Source organism: Spiroplasma alleghenense, from assembly GCF_003363775.1.
Taxonomy (GTDB): Bacteria; Bacillota_I; Bacilli_A; order Mycoplasmatales; family Mycoplasmataceae; genus Spiroplasma_B; species Spiroplasma_B alleghenense.
Map to the genome: position 1 here is coordinate 571214 of NZ_CP031376.1, position 16820 is coordinate 588033.

17 protein-coding genes are annotated in these 16820 nt (G+C 26.7%); all 17 read right to left on the reverse strand.

Annotated features, from left to right (window positions below; genetic code table 4):
• Window positions 1–5: 5 nt before the first annotated feature.
• A complete protein-coding gene (coaE, locus tag SALLE_RS02550; RefSeq protein ID WP_162807936.1) occupies window positions 6–584 on the reverse strand; it encodes a dephospho-CoA kinase in 579 nt (192 codons plus the stop codon).
• 29 nt (window positions 585–613) lie between these two features.
• On the reverse strand, window positions 614–2071 hold the full coding sequence (locus SALLE_RS02555; protein ID WP_162807937.1) for a hypothetical protein: 1458 nt from the start codon (window positions 2069–2071) through the stop codon (window positions 614–616).
• 36 nt (window positions 2072–2107) lie between these two features.
• A complete protein-coding gene (locus SALLE_RS02565) occupies window positions 2108–3145 on the reverse strand; it encodes a hypothetical protein (protein WP_115558076.1) in 1038 nt (345 codons plus the stop codon).
• 20 nt (window positions 3146–3165) lie between these two features.
• Window positions 3166–3447, reverse strand: coding sequence for a hypothetical protein (locus tag SALLE_RS02570; RefSeq protein WP_115558077.1), 282 nt, complete (start codon window positions 3445–3447; stop codon window positions 3166–3168).
• 95 nt (window positions 3448–3542) lie between these two features.
• Window positions 3543–5009, reverse strand: coding sequence for a polysialyltransferase family glycosyltransferase (locus SALLE_RS02575; protein WP_115558078.1), 1467 nt, complete (start codon window positions 5007–5009; stop codon window positions 3543–3545).
• Window positions 5010–5013: 4 nt separating this feature from the next.
• A complete protein-coding gene (locus SALLE_RS02580; RefSeq protein ID WP_115558079.1) occupies window positions 5014–6312 on the reverse strand; it encodes a Y-family DNA polymerase in 1299 nt (432 codons plus the stop codon).
• 1 nt (window position 6313) lies between these two features.
• Window positions 6314–7135 (reverse strand): TlyA family RNA methyltransferase, encoded by an 822-nt coding sequence (locus tag SALLE_RS02585; protein ID WP_115558080.1) that lies wholly within the window; start codon window positions 7133–7135, stop codon window positions 6314–6316.
• 9 nt (window positions 7136–7144) lie between these two features.
• Window positions 7145–7747: a hypothetical protein gene (locus tag SALLE_RS02590; RefSeq protein WP_115558081.1), complete on the reverse strand. Its 603-nt coding sequence runs from the start codon at window positions 7745–7747 to the stop codon at window positions 7145–7147.
• Window positions 7748–7756: 9 nt separating this feature from the next.
• Window positions 7757–9394 carry a 1-deoxy-D-xylulose-5-phosphate synthase gene (locus tag SALLE_RS02595; protein WP_115558082.1) on the reverse strand — a complete coding sequence of 546 codons (1638 nt, stop codon included), beginning with the start codon at window positions 9392–9394 and terminating at the stop codon, window positions 7757–7759.
• Between the two features lie 17 nt (window positions 9395–9411).
• Entirely contained in the window at window positions 9412–9630 is a 219-nt protein-coding gene (xseB, locus tag SALLE_RS02600; RefSeq protein WP_115558083.1) for an exodeoxyribonuclease VII small subunit, read from the reverse strand.
• A gap of 22 nt (window positions 9631–9652) precedes the next feature.
• Window positions 9653–10912 carry an exodeoxyribonuclease VII large subunit gene (gene xseA, locus SALLE_RS02605; RefSeq protein WP_115558084.1) on the reverse strand — a complete coding sequence of 420 codons (1260 nt, stop codon included), beginning with the start codon at window positions 10910–10912 and terminating at the stop codon, window positions 9653–9655.
• Window positions 10913–13240, reverse strand: a complete 2328-nt coding sequence (locus tag SALLE_RS06010) for a hypothetical protein (protein WP_179948038.1) — start codon at window positions 13238–13240, stop codon at window positions 10913–10915.
• Window positions 13241–13251: 11 nt separating this feature from the next.
• Complete coding sequence (locus SALLE_RS02615; RefSeq protein WP_115558085.1) at window positions 13252–13650, reverse strand: transcription antitermination factor NusB; 399 nt, start codon at window positions 13648–13650, stop codon at window positions 13252–13254.
• Window positions 13651–13663: 13 nt separating this feature from the next.
• A complete protein-coding gene (locus tag SALLE_RS02620) occupies window positions 13664–14581 on the reverse strand; it encodes a lipoprotein (RefSeq protein ID WP_115558086.1) in 918 nt (305 codons plus the stop codon).
• 114 nt (window positions 14582–14695) lie between these two features.
• On the reverse strand, window positions 14696–15604 hold the full coding sequence (locus tag SALLE_RS02625; protein ID WP_115558087.1) for a deoxyribonuclease IV: 909 nt from the start codon (window positions 15602–15604) through the stop codon (window positions 14696–14698).
• Between the two features lie 47 nt (window positions 15605–15651).
• Window positions 15652–16548, reverse strand: a complete 897-nt coding sequence (locus SALLE_RS02630; protein ID WP_115558088.1) for a riboflavin kinase — start codon at window positions 16546–16548, stop codon at window positions 15652–15654.
• Between the two features lie 20 nt (window positions 16549–16568).
• Window positions 16569–16811 carry a hypothetical protein gene (locus SALLE_RS02635; RefSeq protein ID WP_115558089.1) on the reverse strand — a complete coding sequence of 81 codons (243 nt, stop codon included), beginning with the start codon at window positions 16809–16811 and terminating at the stop codon, window positions 16569–16571.
• Between the last annotated feature and the right edge of the window lie 9 nt (window positions 16812–16820).

Consider the following 16820-nt stretch of genomic DNA (forward strand, 5'->3'; position numbering starts at 1 on the left):
GCTTTTTAATCTTTATTTATATTTTCAATTACTCGATCTATTTTTTTATATAAACTCTCTTTGTCTGAACTATTATCGATTATGTAATCGATGTTACTTTCTCGGTGCATTGTTTCTTGAATCTTTAAAATCTTACGAATTTCTTTATTATCTCGCTTATCCCTTTCATCAATTCTATTAACGTGACTATTATAATTTTTATTGATCAAGTAAATATATTTATCGATTGGTAACTTAAGTAGTGGTAGAAGAGCTGCCTCGACCGCAATCTTATCTCTGTTGCAGTTTGCTATATCAAACCTTATTAACTTACTGATGTGTGGTCACATTATTTTCCCAAGCTCAATATTAAGTGATTTCTTCATGAAAATAACACTTCTTAATTTTGAGCGATATACTTGTTGATTTTCAAAATCATATGCTTCTGGAATCTTATTTTTAATAAACTCTTGAACCTCAGGATAACCCAAGACCACCTTGCTTTTCTTGTCAGCATCAATTACATAGAATCCGTGTTTTGTACTCAAATATTCTAGTGCGGTACTCTTACCTGTGCCAATATAACCAAAAACCCCTAAAATCAAATTAACACCTTCTCTTTTTAATTATTTATTTATGATAATTCTTCAATAAATTTTTTCAATTTTTCTTTAATTGGAGACATTAATAAAATTGTTTCTTCACAAATCAATTTATAAGTGCTAAATTTCTTATTATCCCTTGCGAAATCAAGTTTAGTAATTAAATTATTTTCTTTTTCAATTGAATCAAAATTATTCACCAATCTGTGTTTGATACAGAAACCTACTTTAGCAATTAAGTTTTGATAATTAAGTGCAATGGCAAATATTTGTTCGATTGCGACTTCTGCTTCTAATAGTTCTCACTTTTCTAGTGAATTTTTGTATTTTGAAATTAAAGTATATAAAATTTCTGAGTAGCTTGAGAAAAAACCTGAATTATTTCTCATTAAATCCTCGATTTTATTAATAAACTTTAAGTCAGCTTCGCTTGTAAATTTTATGTAATCATTTATACTATTTTCTACTTGATCTAGCTTATGGTCTAATGAATTATCAATTAGAGCGCTATAAGTAACTCTAAATTTTTTGTACATATCATTATTAGTGTTTCCGCCTTTTTCAAACACCTGAATTGCTTTTTTGAAAAAGATCTCACATTTATTTTTTAGATTGTAGTCTAATGATTCCAATTCGCTAATATCGTTATTTAGATTTACCTCTAATCCATCAACTTTTGTCAAGTCATCTCAATGGTTCTTTTCATCCGCCATTCTTTGATTAAAGTTTTTAAAATCACTTATTTTACCATTGTTAGTTAGATCACTTTTTTTATTGCTAAATTTATTTGCTTTTTCTTTTTCTAATTCTGATTTTTTAATAATGTCTTCGCTAGTCATCATTTTTTTAGTCGATTTTATAAAATCAGATTTAAATAATTCCAATGGATTTTCTTTTACTTTTGATAAAACCTTAAATGAAAATACTACTGTAAATATTGGAATAATTAAGAAAGGTAATACCGAAATGAAGTTTATAGCTATTCTTAAAGAGGTTGAAATACTAGCGTTTTTTAAAATATTACTCCCTCAAAAAACTACGCCATAGTCATATCCTAATTCTATAGCTTTAGATTGAAAATATGTGTCGATTGCCAGTAATTTTAAAAATCAAATTAATATAAAAATAAGGCTTATCAAATTTACTGTAATAAGAATTGACAAGAAACTGCTTGATTTTGAAATTGTTTGAGGCAATTCTTTTTCTAAATTAACATCCATATCAGTCATGCTTTTATCTTTTACATTTATCTTGGTCATTTTGGCTGAAAAAACAATCATCATTATTCCTAGAAATAAAGGAATAAAAGAATATAGAAAAGAAATGTGTATAAAACTTAAGAAAAGAATTAAAGAATTTATTTTAAATAATTCTGGAGTAGTAAAAATTATAGGTGAAATTAAAATTAAAAAAATCCCCTGTAAAATCGAAAGAATAAAAATTGATTTAACAGTTTTATTTTCAAAAGCTCAAATATACTTATTATTCAAGTTCAACACCCCTTTTCTTAATTATAAACTATTTTTCTAATTTTTATTAGTTAAATCTTCCAATGCAATTTTAATTCCTTTAATACTAATCGCAAAATTAAACATTTGTATTTGTTCTTTATTTAGTAATAATGGCTTGAAAATGAATTTATTTCTTTCGCCTCGATTTTCTGCATCTAAAATAACTCTATGGTTTGGATGCAAAATGCTAGGAATTTTTTCAATATTAATTGAATTATTTTGAATATAATCAAATAATGGTCTAAACTCTCCCTTTCCTGGTCCTAAATTGATAAATCCTATTGCCAAATCTGGATTTATGATCATGATTGATAATAGCGCCATTTGTGATTCGTTATCAACGAAGTTACCAATCATTTGGTTATTTAGCAAGAAATTCTCTTTTTCAAATTCTGAAATTTTAAAAATTTTCATAAAATTATTATTTACAATATGGTGAAAATATATTTCAATATAAGTGAAGTCTTGATTCTCAAAATCTTCTGCCTTAATATGAATTATTTTGTCTTCTTCACTACCTAGACTTTGACCTTCGTATCTATCAACATATTTTTTTAAATAAGCAAAAAGTCTGTTTGTAAATAATAAATCGTATAATTCAAAAAGAATATAATTTAAAATTAATAACAAATTATGCTTCGTATCATCATTCATTTCTTTTGTCAAAATGTCTAGAAAACAATAAATTTCATCACTTGCATCATCTCTAAAACGGTAGTCCCCATTTAAAATGCTAATTAGAAAAAAGAAATAACGTAAAAATAATACATCAAAACCGTTTAATTCTGGATTTTTCTTTCCTTCAATTTTCTCCTCTATGATAAAACGAGCTTCTTGAGAAATTTTATTAAATTGATTCATGACTTCTTCAATATCGAAACTATCATCTGATTCAAATAATACTTTTATTAAAGGGTTATTATCCAAATTTATTCGATACTTTTTATTTGTATGAAAATCTAAATAGGTAAAGCTATCTTCGTTTAACCACTGTTTAATGAAATCATTTGAATATATTAATGCTGAAGTGACTTTTTTAATTTTTTTCTCCATAAAAATTCTCCTTATTTAAATTATAGATCTTTATCTATGACCTCTAATTGTTTTGCGACCGACATTTTTGTGACTGTTATTATCAAATTTTGCAACTTATTTATAACAAAAAATATTTCTGTTTTTCCTACCCTAATATAAATATGGTTAGTAGTATGAAATTCATAAGTTGATTTATCAATCAATTTCATACAATGCTCTTTTGCTTCAAACATATTTTCTTTATTTAAATTTAAACGCTCACAAGCCCTTTGCAAGCCATGGTCCGTAAATACATAATTATGTTTGAAATAGTAACTCATAAAAAACCTCTAATTATTATAACATAAAAAGAGGCGATTTTAATCATTTCTATTCTCCAAAAATAGTGAAATAAAAAAAAGGAAAACAATTTCCTTTAAATTATTATGGTATTTTTAAAGCTATTATATAACTTGCTATTTACACCATATTGGTTTTTATATATTTCCAATTGTGATTCAGAATCAAATAGATATGATTCTATAATATTTTCAATTCCTGAATCATAAAGCGCCATTACTGCAGTTGATGAAGCTGTCGGGATGATTCTAAATTCCTTATCGTCAACTTTATCAAAAGCTTTAGCATATAAATAAATTTCTAATGGTATTTCTTGCTTTATAATTTCGATTTTTTCAACTCCTAGTTTTTTTGACTCTTTAATTAAATTTTCAATATTTTTTTCACTTTCTCTTGGATGAGGCTTAAACCAAATTGTAAAATCATCGCTTCCATGATTTTCTTTTAAATAATCACTAATAGTTTTTATTGCTTCGGCACTTTTTTTTACGGTGATACCTTCCCCCATTTTATTTCCGCTGTAAACAAAATTTAAATTACTTTTGGGTTTTGGAAAAACATCTTCTGTTAATTTAAAAACTTCTTTAAAAATTTTCAAACCATCTTTATCATACCCTTGTTGACTTCAATTCGATATAGCATCGTTTAACCCAGCACTTGTCGAAGAGTATGTATTTCTAATTTTTCAAAATTCTGCTTCATCATAAAATTGAACGTCACTAATTGATCAAGAATTAATATACCTAACCCCATAGTTATTTTTTTCCGTAACTAATGGAAAAAAAGTGTTTGTATACTTTTTAAAATTTGATTTTTTGTCATAATTTCCTTCAAAAATTGAAACGACCTCTAATTTTGTTTTTTCAAAATTATCATTTGAAAGATATTTTAAATTTTCAAATAAATTTATTGAGAATGTGTCATGAGCTGTACCATCAGTCATTAATGTTAAAAATTCAACTTTATCCATTACGCTTGCCAAGTTGGTCAATGATTTTGAAGATACATTGGAACTCATAGCGTAATCATCAACAAATAAATTTATTTTTTTTATTTTATCATCGCGTTTTTGCAATTCTTCTAATGCTGAATTAATGATAAAAGGTTTTATCTCCTCGTTTGAATTTTTCAAATACTCTATGTGAACATTTGAAAAATTTTGACTCATTGCCTCTATTTTCATGCTATTTTTACCTAATGGTCCATCTGGATTCATTTGATCACTAAGATAGATTACTATTTGTCTGTCAGGAAACATTAGAGCTTCACTGATTGCTGAAACAAAAGTCTGTACACCAATCGCTGCTCCTGCTCTGGAAATATAATATAGGGTTCCAGTATTTAAACTTAATTCGTTTTGTTTTTTAACCGCGTTTAAATAATTTTTTATGCCGTTGTGGTCGTCTTCTCCGATTACTTCTGGAGTAAAATTATATCTTAGATTTTCATCTACCAACTTTAGATTCATTTGACATGAAATTACAGCAAGTGATGATGTAGATAATATTGATACAGATGCTAAAATACTTAATATTTTTTTCATTTCTTTACTTCTTTCATTTATTTTTTACTTGTTCATTTGAGATGTGAACATCATCATTTGTTAAAAATTTTGATTGAGAAATATTTTTATCAAGTTTGCTCTTTAATTTGTCAGCAGTAAATACTTTTTCTGAATTAAGAGAAAAATTTATATCAAAGGCTACTTGTTCTAAATCGTTTTTTCTCTCCCGACTTTTCAAATTTTCAAAATCTATTTGTTTGAAACCTTCAATTTCTGATATTAAATTTGAAGAACGAACACCAATCAGGGAAACCGATTCACCCTTTCATAGATAATCAAAACAACTCTGGGCTACTGAAAGTATTTCCTCAAAATTATTTGTATGTCTAATTATTGTTTCTTGGCGAGTAGTTGTCTTTTTGTGCATTCTCTTATTAAAAATTTCGCCTTTAGTTTTTTCAAATCTTAGTACAATTGCAAATGTTTTGGGTTGCAAAGACCTTTGTTTTAATCTCTTTGAAATATTTTTGCAAATTCAATAAATTATACTTCTAAGTTCCTCTTCATTACTTGTAGGAAATTCAAGTGTCATTTCATTGCCAATGCTCTTCATTTCATTACTTTGAAAAGCCACCTCATCATCGCCCTTACCTAGGGCGTTTAATTTTAATGCTCGACCATTCTTACCAAGCAATGATTCTAAAAAACTTATTTCAGTATTTGCAATATCCCCAATAGTAAAAATATTATTTTTATTTAAAATTTCTGCAGTAGCAATTCCAATTCCAAACATTTTCCTTATTTCTAAAGGTCAAATTAATTGTGGAACTTGATGTGGTAATATTACCATTGTTCCGTAAGGTTTTTTAAACTCAACGGCCGTTTTGGCTAAAAATTTATTAGTGCTAATTCCTATAGAACAACTTACATTTAATTCGTCCATAATTCTGCTTTTAATTGCTTCTGCCATGTTAGTAACGGATTTAAATTTTTTATATTCTTGTGTCACATCTACATAGCATTCATCGATTGAGGCTACTTCCATTTTTTTTGAAAAATTATTGTAAATCAAATCAAAAATTTTGCTAGAAAATTCAATATAAGTTTTAAAATCAGTTGGTAAAATTATTAAATCCTTTGATATTTTTTTTGCCTGAAAAACTGGCATTCCGGCCTTAATCCCTAGATTTCTAGCGGCATAACTTGCTGCTGTAATAATTGATCTACTATTTGGCGAAGCTACACCCACTATTGAATTTAGGGGAAGTTTGTTTTTGGCCATTGAACAAGATGCAAAAAAAGCATCTAAATCAATTAAAAAAATAACTTTATTATTGTCCATATTAAACTTCTTTCTTCATTAATAGATCCTGGGAATCTTTGACAACTTTATTAATTTTATCTTCCGATACTTTTATTTCGGGATTTAATTCCTGTTTCAATAAACAAATATATTCTATGTTATTTTTCTTGCTACCTAAAATTGGTGAAAAATCCAATTCAACTACCGAAAAGTTATTTTCAATTGCGTACTTAAAAACTTTTTCAATTGCTTGTTTATGATTTTTTTCTCCCAAAACTTTTCCATTTTTTATTATTTCTCTATTTGACTCAAACTGAGGTTTTATTAATATAACACCAATTGCTGGCTTAACCAATATATTTTTTAAAGCTGGCAAAATTTTGCTTACTGAAATAAAACTTACATCACAACAAAAAAAATCAATTTCTCCTTTGTTAAAATTTTGGATTGTAACATATCTAAAGTTTGTCTTTTCCATAGAAATTACTTTTGGATTATTTCTTATTTTTCAATCTAGTTGGTTTGTACCAACATCAACTGCATAAATCATTTTTGCACCATTTCTCAAGCAACAGTCAGTGAAACCTCCTGTTGATGAACCTATATCTAAGCAAATTTTATCATTTATATTTAGATCTCACACTTCGATTGCTTTTTGCAATTTCTCCCCAGCTCTTGAAACAAAGTTTTTTTCATTATTAATTATTTGAATTTTGATGTTGCTACCATCAAATAATGTACCGGGTTTAGTTTCCTTTAAATCGTTAACCAAGACTTTTCCATCTATTATTAATCCTCTTGCTTTACTTCGATTTTCAACTAACTCTTTATCTAATAATATTTGATCTAAACGCTTTTTCATATTTTCCTCTTATTTATCTGAATATAATTCTTCTTCTTGTTTTATCCATTCTGCTACTTTTGCCAAAAAATTTGATCCATAATTATTTTCTATCTCGTTTGTAAAACTCTCAACTCTTTTAATAATTTCTCGAGTCTTATCGGTCAATTTTCTTTCTAATTTAATTCTAATAAAACCTAAATGAAAAAAATCGTTTTCCTCTAATAATTTTTTATCTGTAAATTGTAAACTTTGTGATACATCATTATTTTTATCAAATTCATCCCCATCATTATTTAAAATATCAATTTCAATTTCTTCTGAAAGTTCTAAACTATTATCGGATAAATCATCAACTCAATTACTAACTAGCTCTGGATTTTTATACTTATATCCATAATTATTCATATTGAATTTTTCTAACTCGTTAATTAAATTATCTTCGCTGTCCTGTGAGACTCCTGTTGATAAAATTTTTTTCTTTAAATTTTTATTAAAACCATCTCTAATGTGTAGCATTTTTTTTAATTCATTAACGTCTTCTAATATTTTTTCAAAAATTTCTTCATCTTGATTTTCTTTAAATAATTCATCAGATTTGATTTTATTTTTTAGAAAATTATTCTCATTCATATTTTCTCCTTAGTTCAAAATATATTTTATGACATCATTATACCAAAGATTATTTTCTTTTAATAAACTTTCCATATCACCATGTCCTATTTTATTTTTTTTAAAGTTTAAATCAATAATCTGAATATTTAACTTTTTAAATAAACTTGCAAGACTACCATTATAAATTACGTGTTCATAAACATATATTTTTGTATTTTTTACTTTTTCCACGGATTTTTCATCTATCGTGTGAAGTCATCTAGCATTTATTAGGTTAATTGGGAATTCATTTTCCCTAATAATTTTTTCAAAAATATTGCAATTTTCCCCATAGGTAATAATAGTATTTTCGTTATTTTCATCATATAATACTGATTCATATTTTCCGATATCAAAGTTATCTTTTTGATGATTATTCTCCTTAACAAAGTTCTCTAATCTGATAAAAAATGGACTTAAATTATTTTCCTTACTAATTTCTAAAACCCTATTGAGTTCAAATTCATTTCTAGGTTGAACAATAATCTTATTTTCAATATTTTGACACATTGAAAGATCATAAATTCCGTGATGAGAAACTCCATTTCCAATACTCAAACCAACCTTCTCGATTAGAAATGTCACTGCTAAACTATTTCTTATAACATCATGAATTAACTGATCAAAAGTTCTTTGAAAAAATGTTGAATAAATCGAAACAACCGGTTTTTGATTATTAATGGCTAAACCAGCAGCTAATAAAACAGCGTGTTCTTCATTTATTCCAACATCTATGACATTTTTTGGGAATTTACTTTTCAGATCAAATAACAAATTTGACTCAATCATTCCTGGTGAGATTAATTTTATACTTTTATCTGAATTAATATTTTTTTCATAAAATTTATTTATAATCACATCTAAGTTTTTTTTGCTTTTATCCTCTATTAGAGAAATATTATGATTTGCTGTTCTAGAATTGTTATGATCATAGCCAAAACTTTTTTCTGTTTTAAAGTGAATTACAGTTGTTTTTTCAAATTGTGATGCTTTTTTTATTGCGTTTAATACATCTACTATGTTATTACCATTTTGACAAAAAACGTATTCTAGATTTAAACTTTTGAAAAAATTTTCAGAATCTTTTATCTTTAATTTATTTTCACCAATTCCATGACCATTATCATTATAGATAATAATAATTTTTTCAGATTGATTTGCTATATTAATTAACCCTTCAAAAGCCACTCCGTTCAATAAAGCGGCATCCCCTATAATGGCAATGATATTTTTTTGCAAATCACTAATTTTATGAGCCAGAGCAAAAGACAAACTTGTAGATGAATGACCTGATGAAATATGGTCATACTGACTTTCTCTAATTTCTTGAAACGGACTTATCCCTTCAAATTTTTTAATATTTGCAAAATCTTCAATTCGCCCTGTTAATAATTTGTAAAAATGTGATTGATGTCCAGTATCAAAAATTATTTTAGTTTCATCCAGTTTGAAATAGTTTAATAACCCAACTGTAATTTCCAAAACTCCTAAATTACTTCCTAAGTGTCCACCATTATTTTCGTTATGTTTAATTAAAAAAAATCTTAAATCATTAATTAATTCTTCAATTTCATCAATACTATTTTTATAAATATCTTTTCAATTTTTGTAATTAATTAATTTCATGATTTAAGATCCACCTTTTAGTTTTCGAAATCAACAATTTTATTGTCGATCATTACTTTCTTTACTTCGCCTTTTATATTTTCTAATTTATCTTTAGCCTCTTTTATTATTTCTAAACTTTCTTTAAATATTTCTATAGAATCTTCCATATTTGTTTGAGAAGAGTCTAATTTATTTATCTTTTCTTTTATCTGGTTCAAAAGTTCATCAAAACCCTTTTCTTTTAATTCGTTCATTTTGTGTCCGCCCCCCTTTTAATTACTCTGTTTTAGTATTTATAATTCCATCTCTCATTTCAATAGAAACTATTTTTTCAGCACTTATTTCATTTATGCTTCTTAAAATTTGATTATCTTTATTTCTAACTATTGCAAAACCTTTTTCCAGTGGTTTCAATGGATTTAGAAGTTTTATTTTATCATTAAAATGGTTTAAATTAACTTCATTTCATTCAATTTTATTTTTAATTTTAAAATATTGCTGATTTAAAGAGTTGTCTAAAAAATCATCAATTGATTTAATTTTAGAATTTATTATTTGAATTAAATTCTTTGAAATTAAATGAAACTCTCTATCAAAGTTCAGAAATTTATTTTTAAAAGACTTGATTGAATTCTGATAATAATTTCTTAGCTCTTTTTTAAAGTCATTATGTTTTTTTATTATTCCCTTTGAAATTTGTGCTTCATAGTTTTCCAAAGCTCTTTTTAGTTCTTCAATACTTGGAGTCGCAATTTCCGCTGCAGCTGTTGGAGTTGCCGCTCTCAAATCTGCAACATAGTCTGAAAGTGTAAAGTCCGGCTCATGTCCTACTGCTGAAATTGTTGGAATAATGGAATCCCTTATTGCTTCCAAAACAGGCATTTCATTAAAGGATCATAAGTCTTCATAACTTCCACCGCCTCTTCCAACAATAAGCACATCCAATTTTTTTTCAAAATTATTTGCTTGTTTAATTTTATTTGCGATATCAAATTGTGCTTGTTCTCCTTGAACCAGTGTTGGAAAGACATAAACATTTGCTTGTGGATATCTTCTCGATATGGTTTTTATTAAATCCTGAACAGCAGCTCCTGTACTGGCTGTAACTATCCCGATATTTTTTGGAAAATTTGGGACTGTTTTCTTTATTGATTTATCAAATCATCCAAGATTTTCTAATTGAATTTTTCTTTCATTATAAAGCAAATGAAGTTGTCCAAAACCATCAAGTTTAATATCAACAACTTCAAAGTTTGTTTTTCCATTTGGTACATAATAAGTTACTCTACCTGTAACAGTAAGATTCATTCCCTCTTTTGGATTTAGAGATTTTAATAGAATTGATTTATCCTTTCAAATCATACAGGAAATTGCAGAGCCTTCATCTTTAATTGAAAAATAAATATGTCCAGATTTATTAAATGTTAGATTACTTAGCTCACCAGTGACGTTGATATTTTTTAAATACTCATTTGACTCTAAATTTCTTTTAATAAAATTATTTAGTTCTGTAACTGATAAAGCCTTCTCTTCCATTTATTTTTGTCCCCTTTTTCAATTTGTAATTAATGTTTGCGCTTCTTCAAATTTACTTTGAACATGAAGAAATAAAGTATAAATTCTCAGAGCGAATAAACTATCAACCTCTTTGTTATAAATTTTGTTGAAAATCATCGAGCTATTTTCTTTTAAAAATTCATATGTTTCTTCGATATTCATGTATCTTAAATTTTCCTCAAATTTTTTGAATTTACTTTTATCGTATTTTTTTGAGTTAACAACTAAATTATCTTTTTGAATCTGAAATTGATCCATAAAATATTCAAAATATACTGCTCATCTCATAACTTCTGGCAGCGACTTATTATTCTTTAAGTAAACAAAATCCTCGGTAATTTCGGTTGTTAAATTATTTTCAAAAACCATTTCGAATGTATTATTAATAAATTCGTCATTAATTTCTTCAACTGTCATATCATTTTCGATTAAGTTTTTTTCATAAATATTTTTTTCTTTATTTTTAATAATTTTTTTAGGTTGATCTTTTTCTTTTTTTCTTTTTTCTTTTTTTAGTTCCGTAGTTTTATTAATAGTTTTCACTTCTTCAATTACTGGTTCTTCAATTACTGGTTCTTCAATTACTGGTTCTTCAATGATTTTTTCAAACTCTTCTTCAAGGACTACTGTAAAAATTTCATCCTCTTCAGAAAACTCGGTTGTAAAATCAACTTCTTTGGTTTCATCAATTTCTTCTTCATCGATATTATTTTTTTCGTTATTATCAAAAATATCACTTTTTTGAGCATCTTCTATTATATTTATTGGAATAACTTCTTTTCAAATATCAAGTAAATATTCACCGCTTAAATTAAATTTTTTCTCTTTTTCTTTAAACTCAATTGTGTGAATTTCGTTATTTTCATCTACAAATTCTGTTGTTGGGTCAAACGCAACAAATTCCTCTAAAACAATTGTTTCCTCAACATTTTTTTTATTTTTAGTTTTTCTTTTAGTTAAAAATGGTTCTTCAATTACTGGTTCTTCAATTACTGGTTCTTCAATTACTGGTTCTTCAATTACTTCTTCAATTACTGGTTCTTCAATTACTGGTTCTTCAATTACTGGTTCTTCAATTACTGGTTCTTCAATTACTTCTTCAATTACTGGTTCTTCAATTACTGGTTCTTCAATTACTTCTTCAATTACTTCTTCAATTACTTCTTCAATAACTGGTTCTTCAATTACTTCTTCAATTACTTCTTCAATTACTTCTTCAATTACTTCTTCAATAACTGGTTCTTCAATTACTTCTTCAATAACTGGTTCTGGAAAAATAATTTCTTCATCGAGTTTTGTATTACCTAATGGTATTGAAGAATCCAAGATTGATGTGTTTTCAAAAATAACTTTCTCTTCAAATACCGGAAACGTCATGTCTTTAACGGCTTCGTTTTTACAATTTAATTGTGATGATTGAATATTATCTAAAAATAATTCATCTAAACTAGCAATCTTTTTTAAATAAAAGCAGCTAGTAAGTGAATGAAAAAAATTGTTTGTTGGATTATATTCAATTATAGGTAATTGATTTTCTAATAAATTATTGTTAATAAAATCAAAATTATTTTCTAATAAATCATCTTTTAACTCCAAATTTACTAAATTTGAATTATAAATAATTATTAAAGAGTTTTTAAAAAACAATTCCTTTAAATTACTAATTACTATACTTCCTTTTTCTGATTTCATCAAATACTGTTTTAACATAGGTTTGACAGCTTCCTTAATAAATTGGAAATAAAGTTTTTTATAATCGTAATTTTCTTTTATGTTGATTAAATTCTCGTTAATTATTTTAAACTGTTCGAAATCAAAGTTAATATAATCGCTCATCTGGTATTCGATTAGGTTTTCTAATTCTAATTCACTTATTTTATTTTTCCCTACAAGTTGTTTTAGATCAATCTTTTTAAATTTAGTCTTTCGGTTTCAATTTTTCTTTATTGAATTGAAAATTTCTTTCTTCTCTAATTCACTTATTTTACCGTTATTTTCAATAAAACAAACATCTTTAAATTGACGATTATCAAAAGATTTTTTAGCTTCACTAAGATAGCTTCCTAAAAAATCATCTTCGTCTTCGATTAATTTTTTAAATTCTTTTTCTAAATTATGTAGAATTAATTTACTCTTAAAAATTTCGTTAAGAAGTTCTCTTTTTGAGTTTGCAGAATCGTTATTTGACAATTTTTTCTCATAATTAAAAATAGCATTAATAAATATTCTTAACAAAATATTTTTATCAAGACTATTTTTAATTACTTTTAAATTGTGAAATTGATCTGAAAACTTAGTTTTACTCATTGTTACCTCATCTATGATATTTTATCTAAAATTGCATTAATAAATTTAGAATCTAAGTCCGGTTGATAGCTACGTGACAATTCAACCATCTCGTTAATTATTATTGCTTTTGGAACCTCTAAAATTTTTATTTCAAAGATGCCGACTATTATTATTGCTTTAAAAATATTTGGAATTCTACTTCAAGTCCATTCTTTTGATAGCAAGTCTGTCGCAATTGTCTCAAGTTCACTTATTTTATCTAAGAGATTTAAAGTGGTCTGAATTGCATTTTCATCAAACTCAAGTTGAAAATTATCAAGTATCTCTTGCTTAATTTTATTTTCATTACAATCTAAAATATAGTATCGATATATAATCCTTATAAGTCCTTTTCTTCTAGATGTCAAACTTGTGCTTAGAATTTCCATTATTAATCCCTTTCTAATTACCTAAATAAATTGAGAATCAAACCCCTGCTATTTCAATTGGTTTTGAAATTTCTGAAGTATTATTTGCTTGAAAATCAATTAGAAGTTTCTTCATTGACTCATTTAATTTTTGAGTATCCGAATTTTCTTTTGTGTACAAGAAATTTACAAATTCAAAAAAGTTTAAACAATAAGATTTACCTTCATTACTAAATCCCTCGATAATATAATTTCTTTGCAACTGATTACTTATTTCTGTTGTAATCCCATCTTTAAATCTTTTAAGTTGCAAACTTTCTTCATTTGGATTGGTATTTCATTCAGATGGTTTTGAGCCTCTAAAATTCATGAAAAATGTTGAAGTGAAGCTAACCTGAAGTGGTTTTTCTTCGCTATTTTCTAATCCGGTGAATGACAATTTTTCGCCATTTCCGTTTACATCAATCTTTTCTAAATTAGATAAGGTGAATTGCAAGAAACTTGTTTTTTTATCCCCTTCAACGAATTTTATAAAATAGTTTCCAGGATTATTTAAAATTCTACCGTTTTCCGCGTCACCTTCTTTATGAAACAAACCCATTGGAGAAACAAAGTCATTATCAAGTATTCTTGATTGTTCCCTATTTGTACGATAAAACTCAATTTCAAATTTACTTATGTCGTTGATTATTTTGTTACTAGAGTTATTGTTTGTAAATTTAACTGCACTTTGATGATAAATTTCTTCCTTGATTTCTTTTAACGCGTCACCTTCTTTAGTTTCGCTACTTACATTACTAATTATAACTTTTTTAGAATTTGATCATGCTTTCTCGAATGAATCAATATTTTTGAATTCCACAAAAGTTAAGTGTTCAGCGCAAGCAACGACTCCCAAACTAGCTGTTGATGTTAAACCAAAAGCTGCTAAAAAACTCAATAATTTTTTCATATTTCCTCCTAAAATGTAATTTTACATATTTATTCTCTATTTAAATATACACTATTTCACAGTATTTTTATAGTTTCCTAACCCTATTAAAGTAAAAAAATAGTTATAAAATAACTATTTTTCATTATTGAGTTCTGGAAAATTATCTTTGAATTTTTTTTCCTTTAACATTGCTATTTCTGTTTTGTAAGGATTTTGGTCATTTACTCAAGGTGTTTCTAAAACTATCGGAATTCCTTGTAGTCTAGGGTTTTCTGTTATGCTAAGCAAAGAATCAAAACCAATCTTTCCATATCCAATATTTGCATGGCGATCTTTGCGGCTACCACTCTCGTTTAATGAATCATTAAGATGGACAGCTAATAATTTATCAAGTCCCACAATTTTATCGAATTCCTCAATAACACTATTAAAATCATTTTTTACATTGTAACCTGCATCATTTAAGTGACAGGTATCAAAACAAACTCCAACAAATTCTGGATACTTAAGACGATCTATTATATACTTAAAATCTTCAAATTTTGTCCCGACTTCATTACCTTTTCCTGCCATTGTCTCTAAGGCAATTTTAACATTTTGACCGGGCTTAATAACTTCATTTAGACCTTTTACTAGCTGATTTAAGGCTTGTTCAATTGGAGCTCCTAAAGAACTTCCTGGGTGAAGAACAAGAGTCTTAATTCCAATTGCTTCAACTCTATTAATTTCTTCTTTTAATAATCTAACTCCAAATTCAAAAGTTTCTGGCTTTAATGAATTCGCTAAATTAATTGTGTACGGTCCGTGGACAATTAAGTCGTTTATATCTATATTGTTTTCTGTCATTTTTTCTCTAAATTCTGAGATATTCAATTCTTCAACCGGAGTTCTTCTAGTGTTTTGTGGAGCTCCTGTAAAAATCATAAACGTATTTGCACCACAATCTAAAGCTTCTTGTAGTGAACCTAATAGATATTTTCCTGGTTTATTCATACTTACGTGGCATCCCAATAATAATTTTTTATTTTCTGCTAAACTCATACTAATTTTTACCTCCCCTATTGGTAAACAAACTCCCCTATGAGGTTTTATTTTATCTTACTTATTAAATTTTTGGCTTTTTCAAGATCCTTATTTATTAATTCTTTAAGTTCTTCCAAATTATTAACTTTTTTATTTTCTCTAATATATTCTAACGGTACTATTCTAACCTGTCACCCATAAATGTCTTGGTTAAAGTCTAAAATATAAGTCTCAAACATAGTTTTTCCTTCGGCATTGTCTCAATGATCACTAATTCCAAAAAATGATCTGTCTTCAATTCCTCTAACATAAACCTTTGATAAAAAAACTCCTTTTTCTAAAGGCAGTTTATCATCAACCTCTTGATTTATTGTTGGAAAGCCAATTTTTCTACCAATTTTTTTACCCTCTTTAATGAATTCGCTAAACTCATATTTCATCCCGGTTCTTTTTTCAAACTCTAAAAATTTACCGGCTTTTAGTAATTTATTTAATTCTAAAATTTCGGGATTTTCTCGACCTTTTAAATATTTAAAATTACCTTCAAAGCAATCGAATTTAGATTCATCTAAAATTCCGTTATCATAAAATTTAAAACTATCATCATAAAGTGCCGCTTGTGTATTCAAGTTCAGTTTCATAGCATAAAAAATACTAGTTACAGGGTCTTCGTTAAAAATATTTGTAGGATAGTAACAATAAAATATTAAGTAATCAATATCATAGTTTGAAAATTTTTCAATTATATTATGTTCGGCTCATAAACGATTGTGCTCTAATGTTTCAATCATAAATACAGTAATTGAGGTTTTTAATTTTCTCTCTCTACCATATTTAATCAATTCCTCAATTTTTTCATCATGATAGTCTGTTCAATTAGCAAAATCCGCTACTAGAGTTACATTCGGATCTAAGTGATGCAACATTCTGTTGTATGGATTAAAATAGGTTACTCTACTCATATAAAAAACTCCTTTAAAATTTATTTTATATTTTTTACTACAATTCGATGGCGAAATTTATTAAATCTAATTTTTCCATTTAGATTAAATTCACTACCACATTTCAAGCAACCATATATTGCTGGAGGTCCAACTAATCTAATCTTTTCGTGAGAACAAGTTGGCATTCCTTGTCCAATGCTATATTTTACCAATGAGTTCGAAGGACTTTCTGCTTCCTCTTTTTCAATTCCAAATCGGTAATCCTTTGCGGTTTTATTCATTGCTACCTC